Origin of the sequence: Streptomyces changchenzhani (assembly GCF_039766235.1) — a bacterium.
GTDB lineage: Bacteria > Actinomycetota > Actinomycetes > Streptomycetales > Streptomycetaceae > Streptomyces.
Window position 1 is genome coordinate 179903 of record NZ_JBDHNH010000005.1, and the last position, 18003, is coordinate 197905.

13 protein-coding genes are annotated in these 18003 nt (G+C 70.2%); 12 read left to right on the forward strand and 1 reads right to left on the reverse strand.

Features of this window, described 5'->3' with window-relative positions; all coding sequences use genetic code 11:
• Positions 1-33: 33 nt before the first annotated feature.
• From ABCR94_RS17775 to ABCR94_RS17815, 9 genes are all read left to right on the forward strand, one after another.
• Entirely contained in the window at positions 34-519 is a 486-nt protein-coding gene (locus tag ABCR94_RS17775) for a phospholipase (protein WP_347120290.1), read from the forward strand.
• 386 nt (positions 520-905) lie between these two features.
• Positions 906-1952, forward strand: coding sequence for a fatty acid desaturase family protein (locus ABCR94_RS17780; RefSeq protein ID WP_347120291.1), 1047 nt, complete (start codon positions 906-908; stop codon positions 1950-1952).
• Between the two features lie 390 nt (positions 1953-2342).
• Positions 2343-3686 carry a DUF4192 domain-containing protein gene (locus ABCR94_RS17785; protein ID WP_347120292.1) on the forward strand — a complete coding sequence of 448 codons (1344 nt, stop codon included), beginning with the start codon at positions 2343-2345 and terminating at the stop codon, positions 3684-3686.
• Between the two features lie 132 nt (positions 3687-3818).
• Positions 3819-5840, forward strand: coding sequence for a glycogen debranching N-terminal domain-containing protein (locus ABCR94_RS17790; protein WP_347120293.1), 2022 nt, complete (start codon positions 3819-3821; stop codon positions 5838-5840).
• 152 nt (positions 5841-5992) lie between these two features.
• A complete protein-coding gene (locus tag ABCR94_RS17795; RefSeq protein ID WP_347120294.1) occupies positions 5993-6757 on the forward strand; it encodes an NUDIX hydrolase in 765 nt (254 codons plus the stop codon).
• Positions 6758-7078: 321 nt separating this feature from the next.
• The gene (locus ABCR94_RS17800; RefSeq protein WP_347120295.1) at positions 7079-8815 is read left to right on the forward strand and encodes an ATP-binding cassette domain-containing protein; all 1737 of its coding nucleotides are present in this window, start codon (positions 7079-7081) and stop codon (positions 8813-8815) included.
• 160 nt (positions 8816-8975) lie between these two features.
• Complete coding sequence (locus tag ABCR94_RS17805; RefSeq protein WP_347120296.1) at positions 8976-9860, forward strand: FadR/GntR family transcriptional regulator; 885 nt, start codon at positions 8976-8978, stop codon at positions 9858-9860.
• A 377-nt stretch (positions 9861-10237) separates the two neighbouring features.
• Positions 10238-11818 (forward strand): RNA polymerase sigma factor, encoded by a 1581-nt coding sequence (locus tag ABCR94_RS17810; RefSeq protein WP_347120297.1) that lies wholly within the window; start codon positions 10238-10240, stop codon positions 11816-11818.
• A gap of 178 nt (positions 11819-11996) precedes the next feature.
• On the forward strand, positions 11997-12830 hold the full coding sequence (locus tag ABCR94_RS17815) for a S1 family peptidase (RefSeq protein WP_347120298.1): 834 nt from the start codon (positions 11997-11999) through the stop codon (positions 12828-12830).
• Positions 12831-12945: 115 nt separating this feature from the next.
• On the opposite strand, the gene ABCR94_RS17820 is transcribed toward ABCR94_RS17815, so the two are convergent.
• Positions 12946-13176, reverse strand: a complete 231-nt coding sequence (locus tag ABCR94_RS17820; protein ID WP_347120299.1) for a DUF7455 domain-containing protein — start codon at positions 13174-13176, stop codon at positions 12946-12948.
• A 431-nt stretch (positions 13177-13607) separates the two neighbouring features.
• Between ABCR94_RS17820 and ABCR94_RS17825 the strand changes: the two genes are divergently transcribed.
• The 3 genes from ABCR94_RS17825 to ABCR94_RS17835 all read left to right on the forward strand — a co-directional run bounded on the left by ABCR94_RS17825 (position 13608) and on the right by ABCR94_RS17835 (position 17954).
• Complete coding sequence (locus tag ABCR94_RS17825) at positions 13608-15728, forward strand: DNA gyrase/topoisomerase IV subunit B (RefSeq protein WP_347120300.1); 2121 nt, start codon at positions 13608-13610, stop codon at positions 15726-15728.
• A gap of 154 nt (positions 15729-15882) precedes the next feature.
• Positions 15883-16365: a DUF485 domain-containing protein gene (locus ABCR94_RS17830; RefSeq protein WP_347120301.1), complete on the forward strand. Its 483-nt coding sequence runs from the start codon at positions 15883-15885 to the stop codon at positions 16363-16365.
• The gene (locus ABCR94_RS17835; protein WP_347120302.1) at positions 16362-17954 is read left to right on the forward strand and encodes a monocarboxylic acid transporter; all 1593 of its coding nucleotides are present in this window, start codon (positions 16362-16364) and stop codon (positions 17952-17954) included. Before ABCR94_RS17830 ends, ABCR94_RS17835 begins: the two co-directional genes overlap by 4 nt.
• Positions 17955-18003: the final 49 nt, after the last annotated feature.

Here is an 18003-nt window from a genome sequence, read left to right on the forward strand (position 1 = left end):
CACACCGCCCGCTCCCGTCCCGGAGGTTTCGTCATGCGCAGACTTTCCGCTCTCTCCCTGGCAGCCGTCGCTCTCGCCCTGCCCGCCGCGATCCTGCCCGCCGCCACCGCGAGCGCGGCCCCGGCCGACAAGCCGCAGGTCCTCAGTGGCTGGACCCAGACCAGCGCCGCCAGCCACAACTCCTGGACCTCGGCCCGCGCCAACCAGGGCTCCTGGAGCGCGTACGGGTTCGACTGGTCCACCGACTACTGCTCCTCGTCGCCCGACAACCCCTTCGGGTTCCCCTTCCAGACCTCCTGCGCCCGCCACGACTTCGGCTACCGCAACTACAAGCAGGCCGGCGCGTTCAACGCCAACAAGGCCCGCGTCGACAGCGCCTTCCATGCCGACCTGAAGCGGGTGTGCACCGCCTACTCGGGAGCCAAGCGCGCCTCGTGCGACGCGACGGCCTGGACCTACTACCAGGCCGTCGACAAGCTCGGCTTCTCCGCCGTGGTGGACGGCTCGGCCGTCGCCTGACACCCGGCCACTCGCGCACCCGGACATGAGAACTTCATGTCCGGGTCGTGACGACCTGGCTGTCCGAGGCCCCACGGTCGGTCACATACTCGACAGAACCATCCCCGAGGAAAGGGGGTTCGCCGTGCCGATCACGGCTGGGAATCACACCGTCGATCTCTGGGCGCTGTCACCAGCGGAGGGTGAAGATTTCACATGGGGCTCCCGGGGAATTCGGTGTCCTCAACCGGGTGCACCGGGTGAGCAGACACGCCGCGTCCGGTGATCAACCGGAAGATACGGGACATCCGGTGGTGCGGGCGAGCCGCAAAGGGGGGGCTAGCCCCCCCGGGGATTGGGGGGGTAAGGGGGTTCTGACGACCGGTCCCGAAACCGAGACTTAAGGCATGACGATCGAAGCGGCGATCACGCCATCCGTTGGGCCGGCCACCAAGGCGACAGGGAGTGATTTCGCTCAACTGTCCCGAAGGATCGCCCAGGACGGTCTTCTGGACCGCCGTCCCCTCTACTACAGCATTCGGTTCGGCATCGTGGGTCTCTCGTGCCTGGCCGGTGGGGCGGCGTTCTTCGCCCTGGGGGACAGCTGGCTCCAGCTGATCCTCGCGGTCGCGATGGCCGTCCTGTTCGGCCAGCTCGCCCTGGTGTTCCACGACTTGGCGCACTGTCAGGTCTTCTCGCGGCGACGTCCCAGCGAGATCGGCGGACTGATCACGTCCAACGTCTTCGTGGGCATGAGCTACGGCTGGTGGATGAACAAGCACACCCGCCACCACGTCAATCCCAACCACGAGGAGAAGGACCCGGATGTCGCTCCGGACATCCTGGTGTGGTCGAAGCGGCAGGCGCGAGCCGCGAAGGGGCTGCCCAGGTTCATCGGGCGCCACCAGGCTCATCTCTTCATTCCGCTGCTGACGCTGGAGGGCCTCAACCTCAGCTTCAACAGCTTCAAGGCGCTGAGCAGCCCGACGATGAAGCGGCCGGTCGTCGAAGGCGCCCTTCTCGTCGCACACTTCGTCATTTACTTCGGTGCGCTGTTCACCGTTCTTTCCCCGGGTAAGGCAATTGCCTTCATCGCAGTCCACCAGGGGCTGTTCGGTATTTATCTCGGATGCATCTTCGCTCCCAATCACAAGGGAATGGCGATGATTACCGATGAGGACCAGCTCGACTTCCTGCGCCGTCAGGTACTCACCTCGCGCAATGTGAAGGGAAGCCCCTTCATGGACATCGCCATGGGCGGCCTCAACTACCAGATCGAGCACCACCTCTTCCCCAACATGCCGAGCCCGGCCCTCAAGCGGGCCCAGGTGATCACCGAGGCGTATTGCGCAGAAATCGGTGTGCCCTATCACCAGACCGGTTGGATCGCTTCCCAGGCCGAGGCGCTGAGGCACTTGCGGCGCGTGGGCGAGCCCATTCGCGAGAAGCGCTGAGCGCGGATCGTCTGAGTCTGAGTCGCTGGATGCAAGTCCGCTGAATCCTCGGATGCGGATCACCTGAATCCGTGGATTCCGACAGGCCCGGCACTGCCACCCGTTCCCCGCGCGTGCCCATCCCGCGCGGGGAAGGCCGGATGGCGGCGCCGGGCCTGATCAGTTCTCCGTACGGCTCTATGCGCGGCTCTGCGTGCGGTTCCCTCTACGGCTCTGCGTGCGACTCTGTCTGCGGTTCTCTGTACGGATAGTGCGAGGTTCGGCCAATTCGGCCTGTGGTGGGAGCGGTTCCGCGATAGGGCGGGGATTGTGTGATGAGCGCCACCGCCCTGTGGATAAAGTTGTCCACAGGGTTGGCGGAGCAGGTGGTGTCCGCGAGAACGTCTTTCCATGAACAAGCACCAGGAATCCACCGGTCCTTCCGCAGGGTCTTCCACCTGCGACCAGATCACCCTCCGCGGCCCGGCCGAGCTAGCCGACGCCCTTCCGTACCTGATGGGCTTTCACCCCACCGACAGCGTGGTGATGGTCGCCCTGCATGGCCGCCGCGGCCGGTTCGGCGGGCGGCTCAGGCTCGGAATCCCGCGCTCGCCGAGGGAGTGGCAGCCCGTCTCGGACCAGCTCGCCGACTGCCTGGTGGACGGGAGCGAGCGGCGGGGTGACCGGCCCGACGGCATCGTCATCTTCCTGTGCCAGGACCCGGCGGCGGGGGAGTCCGGCCGGCAGACGATGGAGCGGCTACGCCCCTTCGCGCAACAACTGCGGACCGCGTGCGGCGCGTTGGACGTCCCCGTGCTCGAAGCGCTGTGCATCTCCGACGGCAGGTACTGGTCGTACTGCTGCCCCGACGCTCGGTGCTGCCCGCCCGAGGGCAGCGCGCTGGCACTGCCGGGCACCTCGGTCATGGCCGCGGCCGCCGCCTACGCGGGCATCCAAGTGCGCGGATCGCTGCGGGAGATGGAGACCCGGCTTGTGTCCGGGCCGGGTCCCGGCGATGGGGAGCAGCTGAGGGCCCTGGACGTGGCCGGCCTCGCCCTGGTGCCCCGGATTCTGAGCGGGGACGAGCGCGAGCAGGTCGGCGCCGAGACGCTGGGTCTGGCCCGGCGGCTCATGGCGCGCCTGGGAGAGAGCGGGCCGTCGCCCGAGGGGCGGCCCGGCACGGACGCCGGGGACGACGCCCTCATCGCCCCCGCCGAGGCGGCCGCGGTCATCGTGGGGCTCCAGGACCGGGAGACCAGGGACCGGGCGGCGCAGTGGATGGAAGGCCCGGACGCGCAGCGGGCACTGCGGCTCTGGCGTGCGCTCGCCCGCCGCTGCGTCGGCCCGTACGAAACCCACGCCGCCGCGCCGCTCACCCTCGCCGGATGGGTCGCCTGGTCGACCGGCGACGAGCCCGGCGCGAGGGTTGCCCTCGGCCTGGCTCTGCGGGCCGACCCCGACTATCACTTCGCCCAACTCCTGCACCAGGCCTGCAACGAGGGCATCGACCCGGAGGCGCTGCGCCGCTGCCTGCGCCAGGAACGGGCGGGACACGGGACGACCGGACCGCGGGCGCCGCGCGGGCGGCCGGGACACCGCCACACCCTGTCGCCGGTCCAGGGGCGGGCCGCCGCACGGCGCTCCAAGGGCGACCGGGCCGGAGGGAACCGCCTGAGGGCACGCCCCGGCGTGGCCGGCGCGCGTGGCCGTATCCGCCGACGCGACGGGCATCGCGGCGGCAGGAGCGGTCGATGACAGCGTTGATGAGAGCGTCGATGACAGCCGTGACCCGGTCGCCTGTGAGGACGTTCACCGGTGTGGCCCCGCCACCACCACCCCGCGCCGTTCTGGTCGGCGCGGCCGTCCCTAGCGCGGAGGAGGCACCGTATGGCCGTCGTAGTCCCGTCCCCTGCCGGCGACCGAAGGGCCCTTCCTGGCAGCGTGGGAGGAGCCCCGCCGCCAGGCGAGCTGCCCTCCGTCCACGCCCTGCTGATCTGCGCCGACCTGCCGGGACTCGCCATCTCGGCGGAGCACGGGCAGCTCACCGGAAAGGGACTCGAGGGCTTCTACCAATCGGGCCGCAGGCTCATCTCCCGCTGCGAGTTGCGGGTGGCCGGCCGCGATCCGGTCGCCCTGCAGGGCAGGCTGCTCTCGGCCGACCGCGTCCGGTTCATGGCCGTGGTGCGTACGCCGGCCTGTGTGGGGCCGGACCCCGAGGTCGGGGTGGAGCGGCTCCGGCACGCCGACGGCACCGAGCGGATCACTCTGCGCAGCTCGGCGGGACGCCCTCTGCGGCTGCGTGTGGAGATCGCCCTCGGCACGGACCTCGCCGACCTGGGGGCCGTCGCGGCGGGCCGGGCGGGGCCCGAACTGCCCGCCAGCGTTCATGGCTCCGGACTGCGCTGGTCGGTCGCCGGAGCCCACTGCCAGGTCACCGCAGACCCGCCGCCCGAGGACGCGCTGGCCTCCGCCGGGCTGCTGCGCTGGGAGCTGGAGCTGCTGCCGGGGGACTCGCGCACCATCGAGCTCCTCGTCCGGACGGACCGTGCCGTGCGGCCGCTCGCGAAGGCCGGGGCGGGGCCGCTCTCCGCAGCGACGGCGGAAGGCGACGACCCTCGGGTGCACGAGCTGCTGCGCACCAGCGTCGACGATCTGCGGGCGCTGCTGGTGCGCGACCCGGGCCACCCGGCCGACGTATACCTGGCGGCAGGGGTGCCCTGGCGCTGTGGGCTCGCGCCCGCCGAGGCCCTGTGGGCGGCGCGGATGACGCTGCCTCTCGGTACCCGGCTCGCCGTGTCCACGCTACGGACGCTCGCCCGTACCCAGCTCACGGGGGCGGGGCCCGACCGCGGTCGGATTCCGGGCCCCTTCAGGGACGCCGGCCGCCACCTCCCGCCGAGCTGCACGGGTGTCGAGGCGACCCTCGCCTTCCCCGTGGTGCTCGCGGAGGCGCGGCGCTGGGGGATGGCCGAGCAGGACCTGGAGGAGTTGCTGCCGGTGGCTGAGCGTTGTCTGCACTGGTTGCGCGGTGCCGCCGGGGACGACGGCTTTCTGCGGGACCGGAGCTCCGTGGGGCTGCGGCGCGGTGAGACGCAGGCGCACGCCCACCGCGCCGCGCTCCTCGGCGCCGACCTGCTGGCGGGGTGCGGCCGGGCGGGGGCCGAGGGGTGGCGCGAGTGGGCCGGTGCGCTGCGCCGCGGCTTCCGGCGGGACTTCTGGCTCGACGATCGCGCGGGCGGCCGTCCGGCGGCTGCCCGCACGGCCGACGGGCGGCTCGTGCCGCACCTCGGGGCCGGAGCGGCGCACTTGCTGGACACCGGCCTACTGGGCGCGGGGCAGCTCGCACCAGGGCTCCTGGACAAGGTACAGACCGAACAGCTGGCGAGGTTGCTGGGCAGCCCCGCGCTGGACTCGGGGTGGGGGCTGCGCAGCCTCGGCGTCAAGGAGGCCGGGCACAGCCCGTTCGGCCACCGCGGCGGATCGGTTCGCGTCCACGAGACGGCCGTCGCCGTGGCGGGGCTGGCTGTGGCCGGACATGAGAAGGAGGCGACCTCCTTGCTGCGCGGCGTCCTGGACGCCGCGGAATCCTTCGGCCACCGGCTGCCCGAGATGTACGGGGGCGAGCAGCGCACCGCGGGCAGTGCGCCGGTGCCACACCCGGCCGCCTGCCGCCCGGCGGCCGTGGCTGCCGCCGCCGGGATCCATCTGATCGCCACGCTCGCGGGGATCCGCCCCGACGCCCCCGCGGGCACCGTCGCCCTGTCCCCGGTGCGCTGCGCCCCACTCGGCGCCGTCCGGCTCGCCGGGCTGCGCGTCGCCGGGGAGCCCTTCGCCGTACGGATCAGCAGGCTGGGTCTCGGCATGGTCGAGGAAGCCGCCGGCAACCTTCAACTGGGAGTCCGAGGATGAGGCCCGAAAGACGCGCCGACCGACACATCGACAGGCACACCGACAGGCTTTCCGCCAGCCACTTCGACGATCGTCGTGAGGGGAGTGCGACCGCCGACCGCGCACCTGGCAGAGGGACTGTTTATCGTCAGGCAGACGACTATGATCGCGGTATGTCGCCCTACGACCCGTCGGCCTTTCCTCCCTTCGCCGTCACGGTGGATCTGGTCGTTCTCACCGTCCGCCGTCACGCGCTCTGCGCACTGGTCGTACGCCGCGGCGAGCAGCCGTACCAGGGCCGGTGGGCGCTGCCCGGCGGGTTCGTCCGGGTGGACGAGGATCTCGGGATGGCGGCAGCCCGCGAGCTCGTGGAGGAGACCGGGCTGTGCGCGCACGAGCCGGGAACGCCCTCCATCGGGAACGGGGCGCACCTCGAACAACTCGGCACGTACGGAGACCCCAAGCGCGACCCCCGCATGCGAGTGGTCAGCGTGGCTCATCTGGCGCTCGCCCCAGACCTTCCCGCGCCCCGGGCCGGCGGCGACGCGAACAGCGCCCGCTGGGCCCCGGTCGAAGCTCTGCTCAGCAAGGACGGCGGATTCGACCGCGAGGGCGAGCAGCCCGCCCCGCTCGCCTTTGACCACGCGCAGATCCTCGCGGACGGCGTGGAACGGGCCAGGTCCAAGATCGAGTACTCGTCGCTGGCCACTGCGTTCTGCCCGCCGGAGTTCACCGTCGGCGAGCTGCGCCGGGTGTACGAAGCCGTGTGGGGCGTCGTACTCGACCCCCGGAACTTCCACCGTAAGGTCACCGGCACCCCTGGGTTCCTCGTCCCGTCGGGCGGGACCACGACCAGGCAGGGCGGGCGGCCCGCACAGTTGTTCAGGGCGGGTGGGGCGCCATTGCTCAACCCGCCGATGCTGCGCCCCGAGGTCTGATCAGCCCGGATCGGTCCAGATTGCATCAGATCGGTCCAGATCGGTCCAGATCGGCCAAGATTGCTCCTTATTGGCCGCGATCAGGGCTGATCGGTGCTGAATCGATGTCTGATTCAAGGGTGCGATCAAGGGTGCGATCTCGGAGGTGATCTCGGACGGGACCTCGGATATGGCATCGGGTGCGACCCGCATGCGACCGAGGGCCCGCGCGACGTCTGACACCCGCGGTATCTCCGCTCCACCAGAAGTCGGATATATCGCGTTATCTTGCTGCGGTACGTGCCCTGCCGCCGAGCGGTCTCACCTACCGCGAGAGAAGCGATGCTCCAGGCCATCGGACTCACCAGTTTCCCCCGCCGACAGCTCCCGCCCGCCGTGGACGATCTGACCTTCGAGGCCGGATCGGGCCAGGTCACGGCCCTCCTCGGAGCCTCCGGTTCCGGCAAGACCACGGCGCTGCGGCTGATGCTCGAACTCGAACCCGGCCGTGGCGTCACCTACCTCCGCGGCCGGCCCCTGCACCGGGTCGCCCACCCGGCCCGTGAGGTCGGAGTGTTGCTCGGCGACGTCCCGGGCCACCCGGCGCGCACCGCGCGCGGCCAGCTCCGGATGCTCTGCGCCGCGGCCGGAGTGCCCGCCGCCCGCGCCGACGACATGCTCGAACTGGTCGGTCTGGCCGGTCTCGGTGACCAGCGCCTCGGGATGTTCTCGCTCGGCATGGACCGCAGACTCGGCCTCGCGTCCGCCCTGCTGGGAGACCCTCACACGCTGCTGCTCGACGAGCCCGCGGAGGGCCTGTCGCCACGCGAGAACAGCTGGTTGTACGGCCTGCTGCGCGGCCACGCGGCCCAGGGCGGCACCGTGCTCTACACCACGAGCGACGCCAAGGAGGCCGCCCGTATCGCCGACCGGGTGGTCACCATCGAGGGCGGCCGGCTCGTCGCGGACCAGGCGGCGGCCGAGTTCGCCCGCACCCGCCTGCGCCCCCGGGTCGCCGTGCGGACGCCGCACGCGGCCCGTCTCGGCGCCCTCGTCAGCAAGGAGGCCCGCGCCGCCCAGCGCTCCGTCGAGGTGGTCACCGAGGACGGCAACCGCCTCTCCGTCTACGGCAGCGACTGTGCGCGGATCGGCGAGACCGCCTTCCGGCACGGCATCCTGGTCCATCAACTCGCCGACGAGATCGGCGACACCGGCCCGGCCCCCGTCGTGAAACCGTCCCCCGCTTCCGTCGGCACGCGAATGCCCGCCGCGGCCCCCGGACCACCCCCGCCGCCCCTCCACCCGGCCCGCAGCCCCCTGCGCCCCCTGCGCTACGAACTGCGCCGCCTCCTGGGCACCAGGACGACCTTCCTGATCGCGGCGGCCGTGCTGGCCGTCTCGGTCGCCCTCTCCGTGCTGCTGGCGCGCACGGTGGGCACCCCGCTGCCGAGCCTGCTGGCCGCCTGGCCGGACATCCTGCCCCTGCCGCCCGCCGCGTTCGGCGCGGGCCTGCTCGGCGCCCTCGCTTTCGGTGACGAGTTCCGCTACCCGGCGCTCGCGTCGGCCCGCGGCACGGTCCCCCGCCGCCTGGGCCTGCTCCTCGCCAAGCTGGCCGTCTCCGCCGCCACCGCGCTGCTCCTGGCGCTCCTCGTCGCGGTGGCCGACGCCCAGGCCCTCCATCTCCTGTACGGAAGCGATTTGCTGCGGGTCCCGGAAAAGTGGCCGTCGCTCGTGGCGAGTTGGGCCGGCCTCGCGGTGGGCTGCGCCTGGGCCGGGCTACTGGGCGCCGGGGTCTTCCGCGCCACGGCCGCCGGAGTGGCCGCCGTGCTCGCCGTTCCGGTCGTTGTCGCTCCCGCCGTGCAGAAGCTGGTCGTGGGTCCGTCCGCGCGTTCGGTCGCCGGACTGCCGGGCAGACTGCGCGAACTGGTGTGGTTGGAATGGCCGTACGAACTCGACCGATGGCTCGTGGCGACGATGCGGCTCATGGCTCAACCGGTCGGTGCGGCGCTGGCGTTGTCACTCTGCGCTCTGCTCTGCGCATATCTGTTCACGGGTCTCCGCCGTAGAGTCCGTTGGTGACCGGCTTCCACTCGATGGCCGGCACATCGCCCGCAACTCCCCCGAGAACGCCCATTTCTTTCCGATAAGGCGTCAATTGTGAGGGGTGCGGCGATCACCCTTTCGTGTGCTTTTCACCAAAGACCTCAAGGGTCGCGGGACTCACGCCGACAAAGGTTCCGTGAGTACCCTTGCGCACACCATGATGACCGCCGCCCGCACCGCCGAGTCCGGCCTCGCGGCCCCGGGTGAACTCGACCGATATTCCTCCCCGCAGGCGCCCGGCGCCGACCGAGTGGGCCTGCCCTCCTGGGGTGGCGACTCGGACCTGGGCCGGGCGGGCCGCCGCTCCGCGGGCAGCCGCGGCCGTGGACTCCACGGCCAACTCGTCCAGCAGCTCGGACAGATGATCGTATCCGGCGACCTCGGCGCCGACCGCCCGCTCGTCCCCGAGGAGATCGGCCAGCGCTTCGAGGTCTCCCGTACCGTCGTACGCGAGTCCCTGCGCGTCCTTGAGGCCAAGGGCCTGGTCAGCGCCCGTCCCAACGTCGGCACCCGGGTCCGCCCGGTCTGCGACTGGAACCTGCTCGACCCCGACATCATCGAATGGCGTGCCTTCGGTCCGCAGCGCGACGACCAGCGTCGCGAACTGAGCGAGCTGCGCTGGACGATCGAGCCGCTCGCCGCGCGTCTCGCCGCGGGCCACGGCCGCGAGGACGTCCAGCAGCGCCTCTGCGACATGGTGGAGATCATGGGCCACGCCCTCGCCCAGGGCGACTCCCTCACGTTCTCCCGGGCGGACGCCGAATTCCACTCCCTGCTCATCCAGCTCGCGGGCAACCGGATGCTGGAGCACCTCTCCGGCATCGTCTCCGCCGCCCTTCAGGTGTCCGGCGGCCCCGTCACCGGCTGTGACCGTCCCACCGAGGGCGCGCTCGTGCACCACTCCCGCATCATCGACGCCATCGCGGCGGGCGACGCCCTGGCCGCCGAGAACGCGATGCGTCAACTGCTCACGGTTCACCCGGAGGTGGACCGCGTGGTGCCCGCGCCGCGCGAGCACTGACAGCAGTTCGCAGCCAGGGTGGCTGTCTTGCGGCCCTGCCGCGCCGATCAACCCCGTGTCGCCGGATCCCTTCGGGTCCGGCGACACGACTTTGGGGTGACCCGACTGTGGGGTGACGCGCGTTGAAATCCCCGCTGTTCGGCCTTGCGGCGCACGGGGTGTGACTCGGGCCACGAAGATTGGGCGTAACACTCCCCGGAACTGTGCGATGACCTAAGAGGTGACAGCCGAAGAGGAATGCAGCCGCCGTTACCGGCGCTGTAACAAGTCCGAGGTTCAACCCGCGCCGTCGGTACATCCGCAGCCGACGGTCGTCGGCAGTGGCCCGTACTCAGGGCGCAGCCGGAAGCCGTTTCCATCGTTCCGAGAGGTTGTTCGTGTCGGCCAGCACATCCCGTACCCTCCCGTCGGAGATCGCCGGGTCCGAATCTGTGATGGCGCTCATTGAGCGGGGAAAGGCTGATGGGCAGATCGCCGGCGACGATGTGCGCCAGGCATTCTTGGCAGACCGGATCCCGCCGGTCCAGTGGAAGAACGTTCTGCGCAGCCTCAACCAGATCCTCGAGGAAGAGGGTGTGACGCTGATGGTCACCGCCGCGGAGCCGCCGAAGCGCCCTCGTAAGAGCGTGGCGGCGAAGAGCCCGGTCAAGCACACCGCGACCCAGTCCGTCGCGGCCAAGGCGCCCCCCGCGAAGACCGTCGCGGCCGTAGCGCTTCCGGCTGCCGAGACCGTGGACGCGGTGACCCACGAGACGGGCGAGGTCGGGTCCGGCGAGGCCGTCGCGCCCGCACCGGTGAAGAAGGCGGCCGCGAAGAAGGCGGCGAAGAAGGCGGCGGCGAAGAAGACCGCCACGAAGAAGACCGCGGCCAAGAAGACGGCAGCGAAGAAGGCCGCCGGCAAGGGCGACGACGGCGCTGACGGCGAGGAGGAGACCACCCCCGCCAAGGCAGGTGCCGAGGAGGAGGAAGAGGGCGGCGAGGCCAAGGGCTTCGTGCTGTCCGACGAGGACGAGGACGACGCACCCGCGCAGCAGGTCGCCGTCGCGGGTGCCACTGCCGACCCCGTCAAGGACTACCTCAAGCAGATCGGCAAGGTCCCCCTCCTCAACGCCGAGCAGGAGGTGGAGCTCGCCAAGCGCATCGAGGCGGGCCTGTTCGCCGAGGACAAGCTGGCCAACAGCGACAAGCTGGCGCCCAAGCTCAAGCGCGAGCTGGAGATCATCGCCCTGGACGGCGGCCGTGCGAAGAACCATCTCCTGGAGGCCAACCTCCGTCTGGTGGTCTCGCTGGCCAAGCGCTACACGGGCCGCGGCATGCTCTTCCTGGACCTCATCCAGGAGGGCAACCTCGGCTTGATCCGCGCGGTGGAGAAGTTCGACTACACCAAGGGCTACAAGTTCTCGACGTACGCGACGTGGTGGATCCGGCAGGCGATCACCCGCGCGATGGCCGACCAGGCCCGCACCATCCGTATCCCGGTGCACATGGTCGAGGTCATCAACAAGCTGGCGCGCGTACAGCGCCAGATGCTCCAGGACCTGGGCCGCGAGCCCACCCCGGAGGAGCTCGCCAAGGAGCTCGACATGACCCCCGAGAAGGTCATCGAGGTCCAGAAGTACGGCCGCGAGCCCATCTCCCTGCACACCCCCCTGGGCGAGGACGGCGACAGCGAGTTCGGTGACCTCATTGAGGACTCCGAGGCCGTCGTCCCCGCCGACGCGGTCAGCTTCACGCTCCTGCAGGAGCAGCTGCACTCGGTCCTCGACACCCTCTCCGAGCGCGAGGCCGGTGTCGTCTCGATGCGCTTCGGTCTCACCGACGGCCAGCCCAAGACGCTGGACGAGATCGGCAAGGTCTACGGCGTGACGCGCGAGCGAATCCGGCAGATCGAGTCCAAGACCATGTCCAAGCTCCGTCACCCGTCGCGCTCGCAGGTCCTGCGCGACTACCTCGACTAAAGGATCGCCTCGGCTGAAGGTCGCCTCGACCAGAAGATCGCGCAGACCGACTCGGGCCGGGGGCCCGGAGACCCGTACGAGGGACTCCGGGCCCCCGGTTTCTGTTTGCGCGGGTGCGGCGTGCCCCTGTTCGGATGACTCTGGGTGTGCCATGTACAGCACAGAGTCAGGAGGCGGTATGTGTCGCTCTTATGCCCGGTCGTTCGCGGGGGTGCTGGCGCTGGCGGCCGCGGCCGCCGTGGCACCGCAGGTCTCGGTCGCTCCCGCCGCCGCAGACAGTGTGGTGATCGGCGGTCAGGCCGTGCAGGTTGCGAAGACCCCCTGGGTCGTGGCGGTGGCCAGTCGTGACCGGTTCGGGGGTACGCGGGCGGGCCAGTTCTGCGGGGGAGTGCTGGTGGCGCCGAACAAGGTGGTGACGGCAGCGCACTGCGTGAGCCAGGACGTGCTCGGCGTGCCCCTGGGCCGGCTGCCGGACCTGCGGGTGGTCGCCGGGCGCAGCGACCTGCGGGAGACCGGCGGCCAGGAGATCCCGGTGAGCGGCGTACGGATCAATCCGGAGTACGACGTCTCGACGAACTCGGGCGACCTCGCGGTGCTGACGCTGGCCCGGGCGCTGCCCGCGGACCAAGCCGTCGCGATCGCCGGGAAGGGCGACGCGGCGTACGAGCCCGGTACGGCCGCCGTGGTCTACGGCTGGGGCGATACGACGGGGCGCGGCACGTATCCGTACGCGCTGCGGGCGGCGCCGGTGAGCGTGCTGCCGGACGCGGCCTGTGAGCGGGCCTATCCGGGCTTCACGAACGGCAGGTACACGGCGGCCACCATGCTGTGCGCCGGGGACCCGGCCGGGGGCCACGACGCGTGCCAGGGGGACAGTGGGGGGCCGCTGGTCGCCGGCGGGCGGCTGATCGGGCTGGTGTCCTGGGGGAGTGGCTGCGGCCAGGCCCAGAACCCCGGGGTCTACACGCGGATGTCCGCCGCGGCCCCTCAACTGTGGGGTGTCACGAGCTGATTCCGTCGATTACGCTTGCAGCGTACGACGGCGGACGGCCTTCCCTGCACACCCAGGGAAGGCCGTCCGCTGAACGGTCAGTGACCGGTCCGTTGCTCGTCGTGGTTGCGAGACGTCAGTGTTCCTCGTCCTTTGTGGACGCGGGTACGGCGGTCAGCCGGTCTGATTCGTCCTGTATTTCAGCGGCGATCTTCTTGAGTTCCGGCTCGAACTTGCGACCGTGGTGGGCGCAGAAGAGCAGTTCGCCGCCGCTGGCCAGGACAACGCGCAGGTAGGCCTGGGCGCCGCAGCGGTCGCATCGGTCAGCGGCCGTCAGGGGGCTCGCGGGGGTCAGAACAGTAGTCACGTCGCCTCTTCTCTAGCTCGACGAGCTGTCGTACCAGGGTCAACATCCAACCAGGCCGAAAACGTTCCCGCTCGTGGCTTTTCCTTGAAAGTACTTCCGAGGTGGCTGTCAGTTGCCGGTCAGCGGCGAAGGAGCCGTATTGCGTCGCTTTACGGTTTCGCGTCGATTGTTGGGGTTTGCCCTCCCGGCCGGCTTGCCGGTTGTTGATGAGGACGTGCCCGGAGCCTAAATGGTTCATGCGTAGATGGGAACGTGATGTGTGCGTCACCCCTTCGAGGGATCGAACATGCATACGACTCTGGACTAGCATGAGTTTTCCTGAGGGTGGCGTTACATCGGCTCTACCAGGCCTCGGTACCCTCTGACCGGTGACCGACGCCGGACCCGTACCCCATCGGGGCCCATTTCAAATTCAGCGAGGAGCGAACCGCGTGACCGCCGATACGTCCGTGCCGTCCACTGCGCTACTGACCGGTGCAGACCGAGACGGTTCCAACTACACCGCGCGGCACCTGCTCGTACTTGAGGGGCTGGAGGCGGTCCGCAAGCGCCCCGGCATGTACATCGGCTCCACCGACAGCCGCGGCCTCCTGCACTGCCTCTGGGAGATCATCGACAACTCCGTCGACGAGGCCCTGGGCGGCTACTGCGACCACATCGAGGTCATCCTCCACGACGACGACTCCGTGGAGGTCCGGGACAACGGCCGGGGCATCCCGGTCGACATCGAGCCCAAGACGGGCCTGGCCGGTGTCGAGGTCGTCATGACCAAGCTGCACGCCGGCGGGAAGTTCGGCGGCGGCTCGTACGCGGCATCCGGCGGTCTGCACGGCGTGGGCGCATCCGTCGTCAACGCCCTCTCCGCCCGTCTCGACGTCGAAGTCGACCGCAGCAGCGCCACGCACACCATCAGCTTCCGGCGCGGTGTGCCCGGCATCTTCACCGAGTCCGGCCCCGGCGCCCCCTTCGACCCGGCGAACGGGCCGCTCAGGGGCAAGAGGGTCCCCAAGAACCGCACCGGTACCCGGGTGCGTTACTGGGCGGATCGGCAGATCTTCCTCAAGGAGGCCAAGCTCAATCTGGAGACGCTGTACCAGCGCGCCCGCCAGACGGCCTTCCTGGTGCCCGGCCTGACCCTCGTCGTGCGCGACGAGCGCGCCCTGGACGGCGAGGGCAAGAGCGAGGAGACCTTCCGCTTCGACGGAGGCATCAGCGAGTTCTGCGAGTACCTCGCGCAGGACAAGGCCGTCTGCGACGTGCAGCGGCTGACCGGGACGGGCATCTTCAAGGAGACCGTGCCGGTCCTGGACGACCGCGGCCACATGACCGCCACCGAGGTCACCCGCGAGCTGGGCGTGGACATCGCGCTGCGCTGGGGCACGGGGTACGACACCACGGTCAGGTCCTTCGTCAACATCATCGCCACCCCCAAGGGCGGCACCCACATCTCCGGCTTCGAGCGGTCCGTCACCAGGACCGTCAACGAGGCACTGCGCTCCGCCAAGCTGCTGCGCGTCGCCGAGGACGACGTCGTCAAGGACGACGCCATGGAGGGCCTCACGGCCGTCGTCACCGTCCGGCTGGCCGAGCCGCAGTTCGAGGGCCAGACCAAGGAGGTCCTCGGCACGTCGGCGGCCACCCGGATCGTCGCCAATGTCGTCGCCAAGGAGCTCAAGGCCTTCCTGACCTCCACCAAGCGCGACGACAAGCAGCAGTCGCGCTCGGTCATGGAGAAGATCGTCGCCGCCGCCCGGACCCGCATCGCGGCCCGCCAGCACAAGGACGCGCAGCGCCGCAAGACCGCGCTGGAGACCTCGTCGCTGCCCGCGAAGCTGGCCGACTGCCGCAGCGACGACGTGGAGCGCAGCGAGCTCTTCATCGTCGAGGGCGACTCCGCGCTCGGTACCGCCAAGCTCGCCAGGAACTCCGAATTCCAGGCACTGCTGCCGATCCGCGGCAAGATCCTCAACGTCCAGAAGTCGTCCGTCTCGGACATGCTCAAGAACGCCGAGTGCGGCGCGATCATCCAGGTCATAGGGGCCGGGTCAGGGCGGACCTTCGACCTCGACGCCGCGCGCTACGGCAAGATCGTGCTGCTCGTCGACGCCGATGTCGACGGCGCGCACATCCGCTGCCTGCTGCTCACGCTCTTCCAGCGCTACATGCGCCCGATGGTGCAGGCGGGCCGTGTCTTCGCCGCCGTACCGCCGCTGCACCGGATCGAGCTGATCCAGCCCAAGAAGGGCCAGGACAAGTACGTCTACACGTACTCGGACAGCGAGCTTCGCCAGACGCTCCTGGAGTACGCGCGCAAGGGTGTGCGTCACAAGGACTCCATCCAGCGCTACAAGGGCCTCGGTGAGATGGACGCCGACCAGCTCGCGGAGACCACGATGGACCCGCGCCACCGCACCCTGCGCCGGATCAACATCGGGGACCTCGAATCCTCCGAGCAGGTCTTCGATCTGCTCATGGGCAACGAGGTCGCGCCCCGCAAGGAGTTCATCACCAGCTCGGCGGCGACGCTCGACCGCTCGCGCATCGACGCCTGAGCCTTTCGGGTCCCGGCGCTCGACCCGCCGGGACCCGGCACTCGCTCCGTCACCTAATGGGGTGAAGACATCGGATTGAAGAGTCCGGGATCTTCCTAGTCTGTCCATCCTTGGGCGCGCGGCCAATCCGGCCGCGGACAAGGAGAGTTGTTCGGTGGAGAAGCACGTAGGGCGCGATGCCGCGGTGGTGCGGTTCGATGACCCCTGGTACGACGCGCTCGCCTCGGGGTGGGGCGAGCTGGACGGCACAGGTGCTCCGGCCCCGGTCGCGCCGCCCGCCGCCGATGCCGTGGGCAGCGCGCACGCTCACAGTGCGGCCGAGATCTATCTGGAGGTGCAGGCCAGCGCCGCCTTCCAGGAAGTACGCAGCCGCTACCGGCGGTTCGTCGTGCCGGCCACCCTTGCCTTCTTCACCTGGTACTTCGCCTATGTCGTCGCGGCGACCACGGCCCACGACCTGATGGCCCGTCCGGTCTTCGGCGCGGTGAACGTCGCGATGCTCGCCGGACTCGGCCAGTTCCTCACCACCTTCCTGCTGACCTGGGCGTACGTACGCCATGCGCGCCTGCGCAGGGACCGGGCGGCGCTCGATCTGCGCTGGAACACCCAGGAGATGACGCGGGGGGCCCAGAGTTGACCGGCGATCACCAGACTCTGGCGCTGCTGCTGTTCAGCGCTTTCATCGCGGCGACACTGGCGATCACGACATGGGTGAGCCGCAACCGGCACGGCTCCGCGGAGGAGTTCTACGCGGGCGGCCGGCTCTTCTCGCCCATGGAGAACGGTTTCGCCATCGCCGGCGACTACATGTCCGCCGCGTCCTTCCTCGGTATCTCCGGACTGATCGCCCTGTTCGGCTACGACGGCATGCTCTACTCCGTCGGCTTCCTCGTCGCCTGGCTGGTCGTCCTGCTGCTCGTCGCCGAACTCGTCCGCAACTGCGGCCGGTTCACCCTCGCGGACGTCGTCGCCTCCCGGATGAGCGAGCGGCCGGTGCGGATCGCCTCGGGAACTTCTTCCGTCACCGTGTCCGTTCTCTATCTGGTGGCGCAGATGGTGGGCGCGGGCAGCCTGGTCGCGCTGCTGCTCGGCGGAAGCAGTGAGGCCGCGCGCTCCTGGACGGTCGTCGGCGTGGGCGCGCTGATGGTGATCTATGTGTCGCTGGGAGGGATGCGGGCCACCACCTGGATCCAGATCGTCAAGGCAGTGCTGCTGATGGCGGGTGCCGTCACGATGACCGTGCTCGTCATGGTGCGATTCCACGGCGACTTCAACCAGCTGCTAATCTCCGCCGCGGATCGCAGCGGTCACGGCAGGGACTTCCTGTCGCCCGGCCTCAAGTACGGCGGGGGCTGGATCGCCCGCTTCGACTTCATCAGCCTCGGACTGGCGCTCGTCCTGGGCACCGCGGGCCTGCCGCACATCCTGTCCCGGTTCTACACCGTGCCGACCGCGCGCGCCGCCCGCCGCTCGGTCGTCTGGTCCATCGGCCTCATCGGCAGCTTCTACCTGATGACGATCGTGCTCGGCTTCGGCGCGGCGGCGATCGTCGGCTCGGACGCCGTACGCACGTCGAACGCCGCGGGGAACACGGCGGTTCCGCTGCTCGCCCTCAACCTGGGCGGCGGCGCGGGCTCCACCGGCGGAACGGTTCTGTTCGCCGTGGTCGCCGCCATCGCCTTCGCGACGATCCTCGCGGTCGTGGCGGGCATCACGCTCGCGTCCTCCGCATCCGTGGCGCACGACCTGTACGCCTCGCTCAGGCGCAAGCACGCCAAGCAGCGCAGCGAGGTCGCGGTGGCCCGTATCGCGGCGGCCGGGATCGGAGCCGTGGCCATCGCGCTCGGCCTGCTCGCCCGCGACCTCAACGTCGCCTTCCTGGTCGGCCTCGCCTTCGCGGTGGCGGCTTCGGCCAATCTGCCGGTGCTGCTCTACTCGCTGTTCTGGCGCAACTTCACCACCCGCGGCGCGGTCTGGTCGGTGTACGGCGGCCTGATCCCGGCGGTGCTGCTCGTGCTGGTCTCGCCGGTCGTCTCCGGCCGGGCCGGAGCGCTCTTCCCCGGCGTCGACTTCCAGGTCTTCCCGCTGGAGAACCCGGGCCTTGTCTCCATCCCGCTGGGCTTCCTCGCGGGCTGGCTCGGCACGGTCCTGTCGTCGGAGCCGCCGAACAGGGCCAAGCACGCGGAGACGGAGGTCCGGTCGCTGACGGGCGCGGGGGCGGTCTGAGGGGTGCGTCCGCGACGCGGGGGAGGCCCGGCCGGTGCAGCACCCAGGA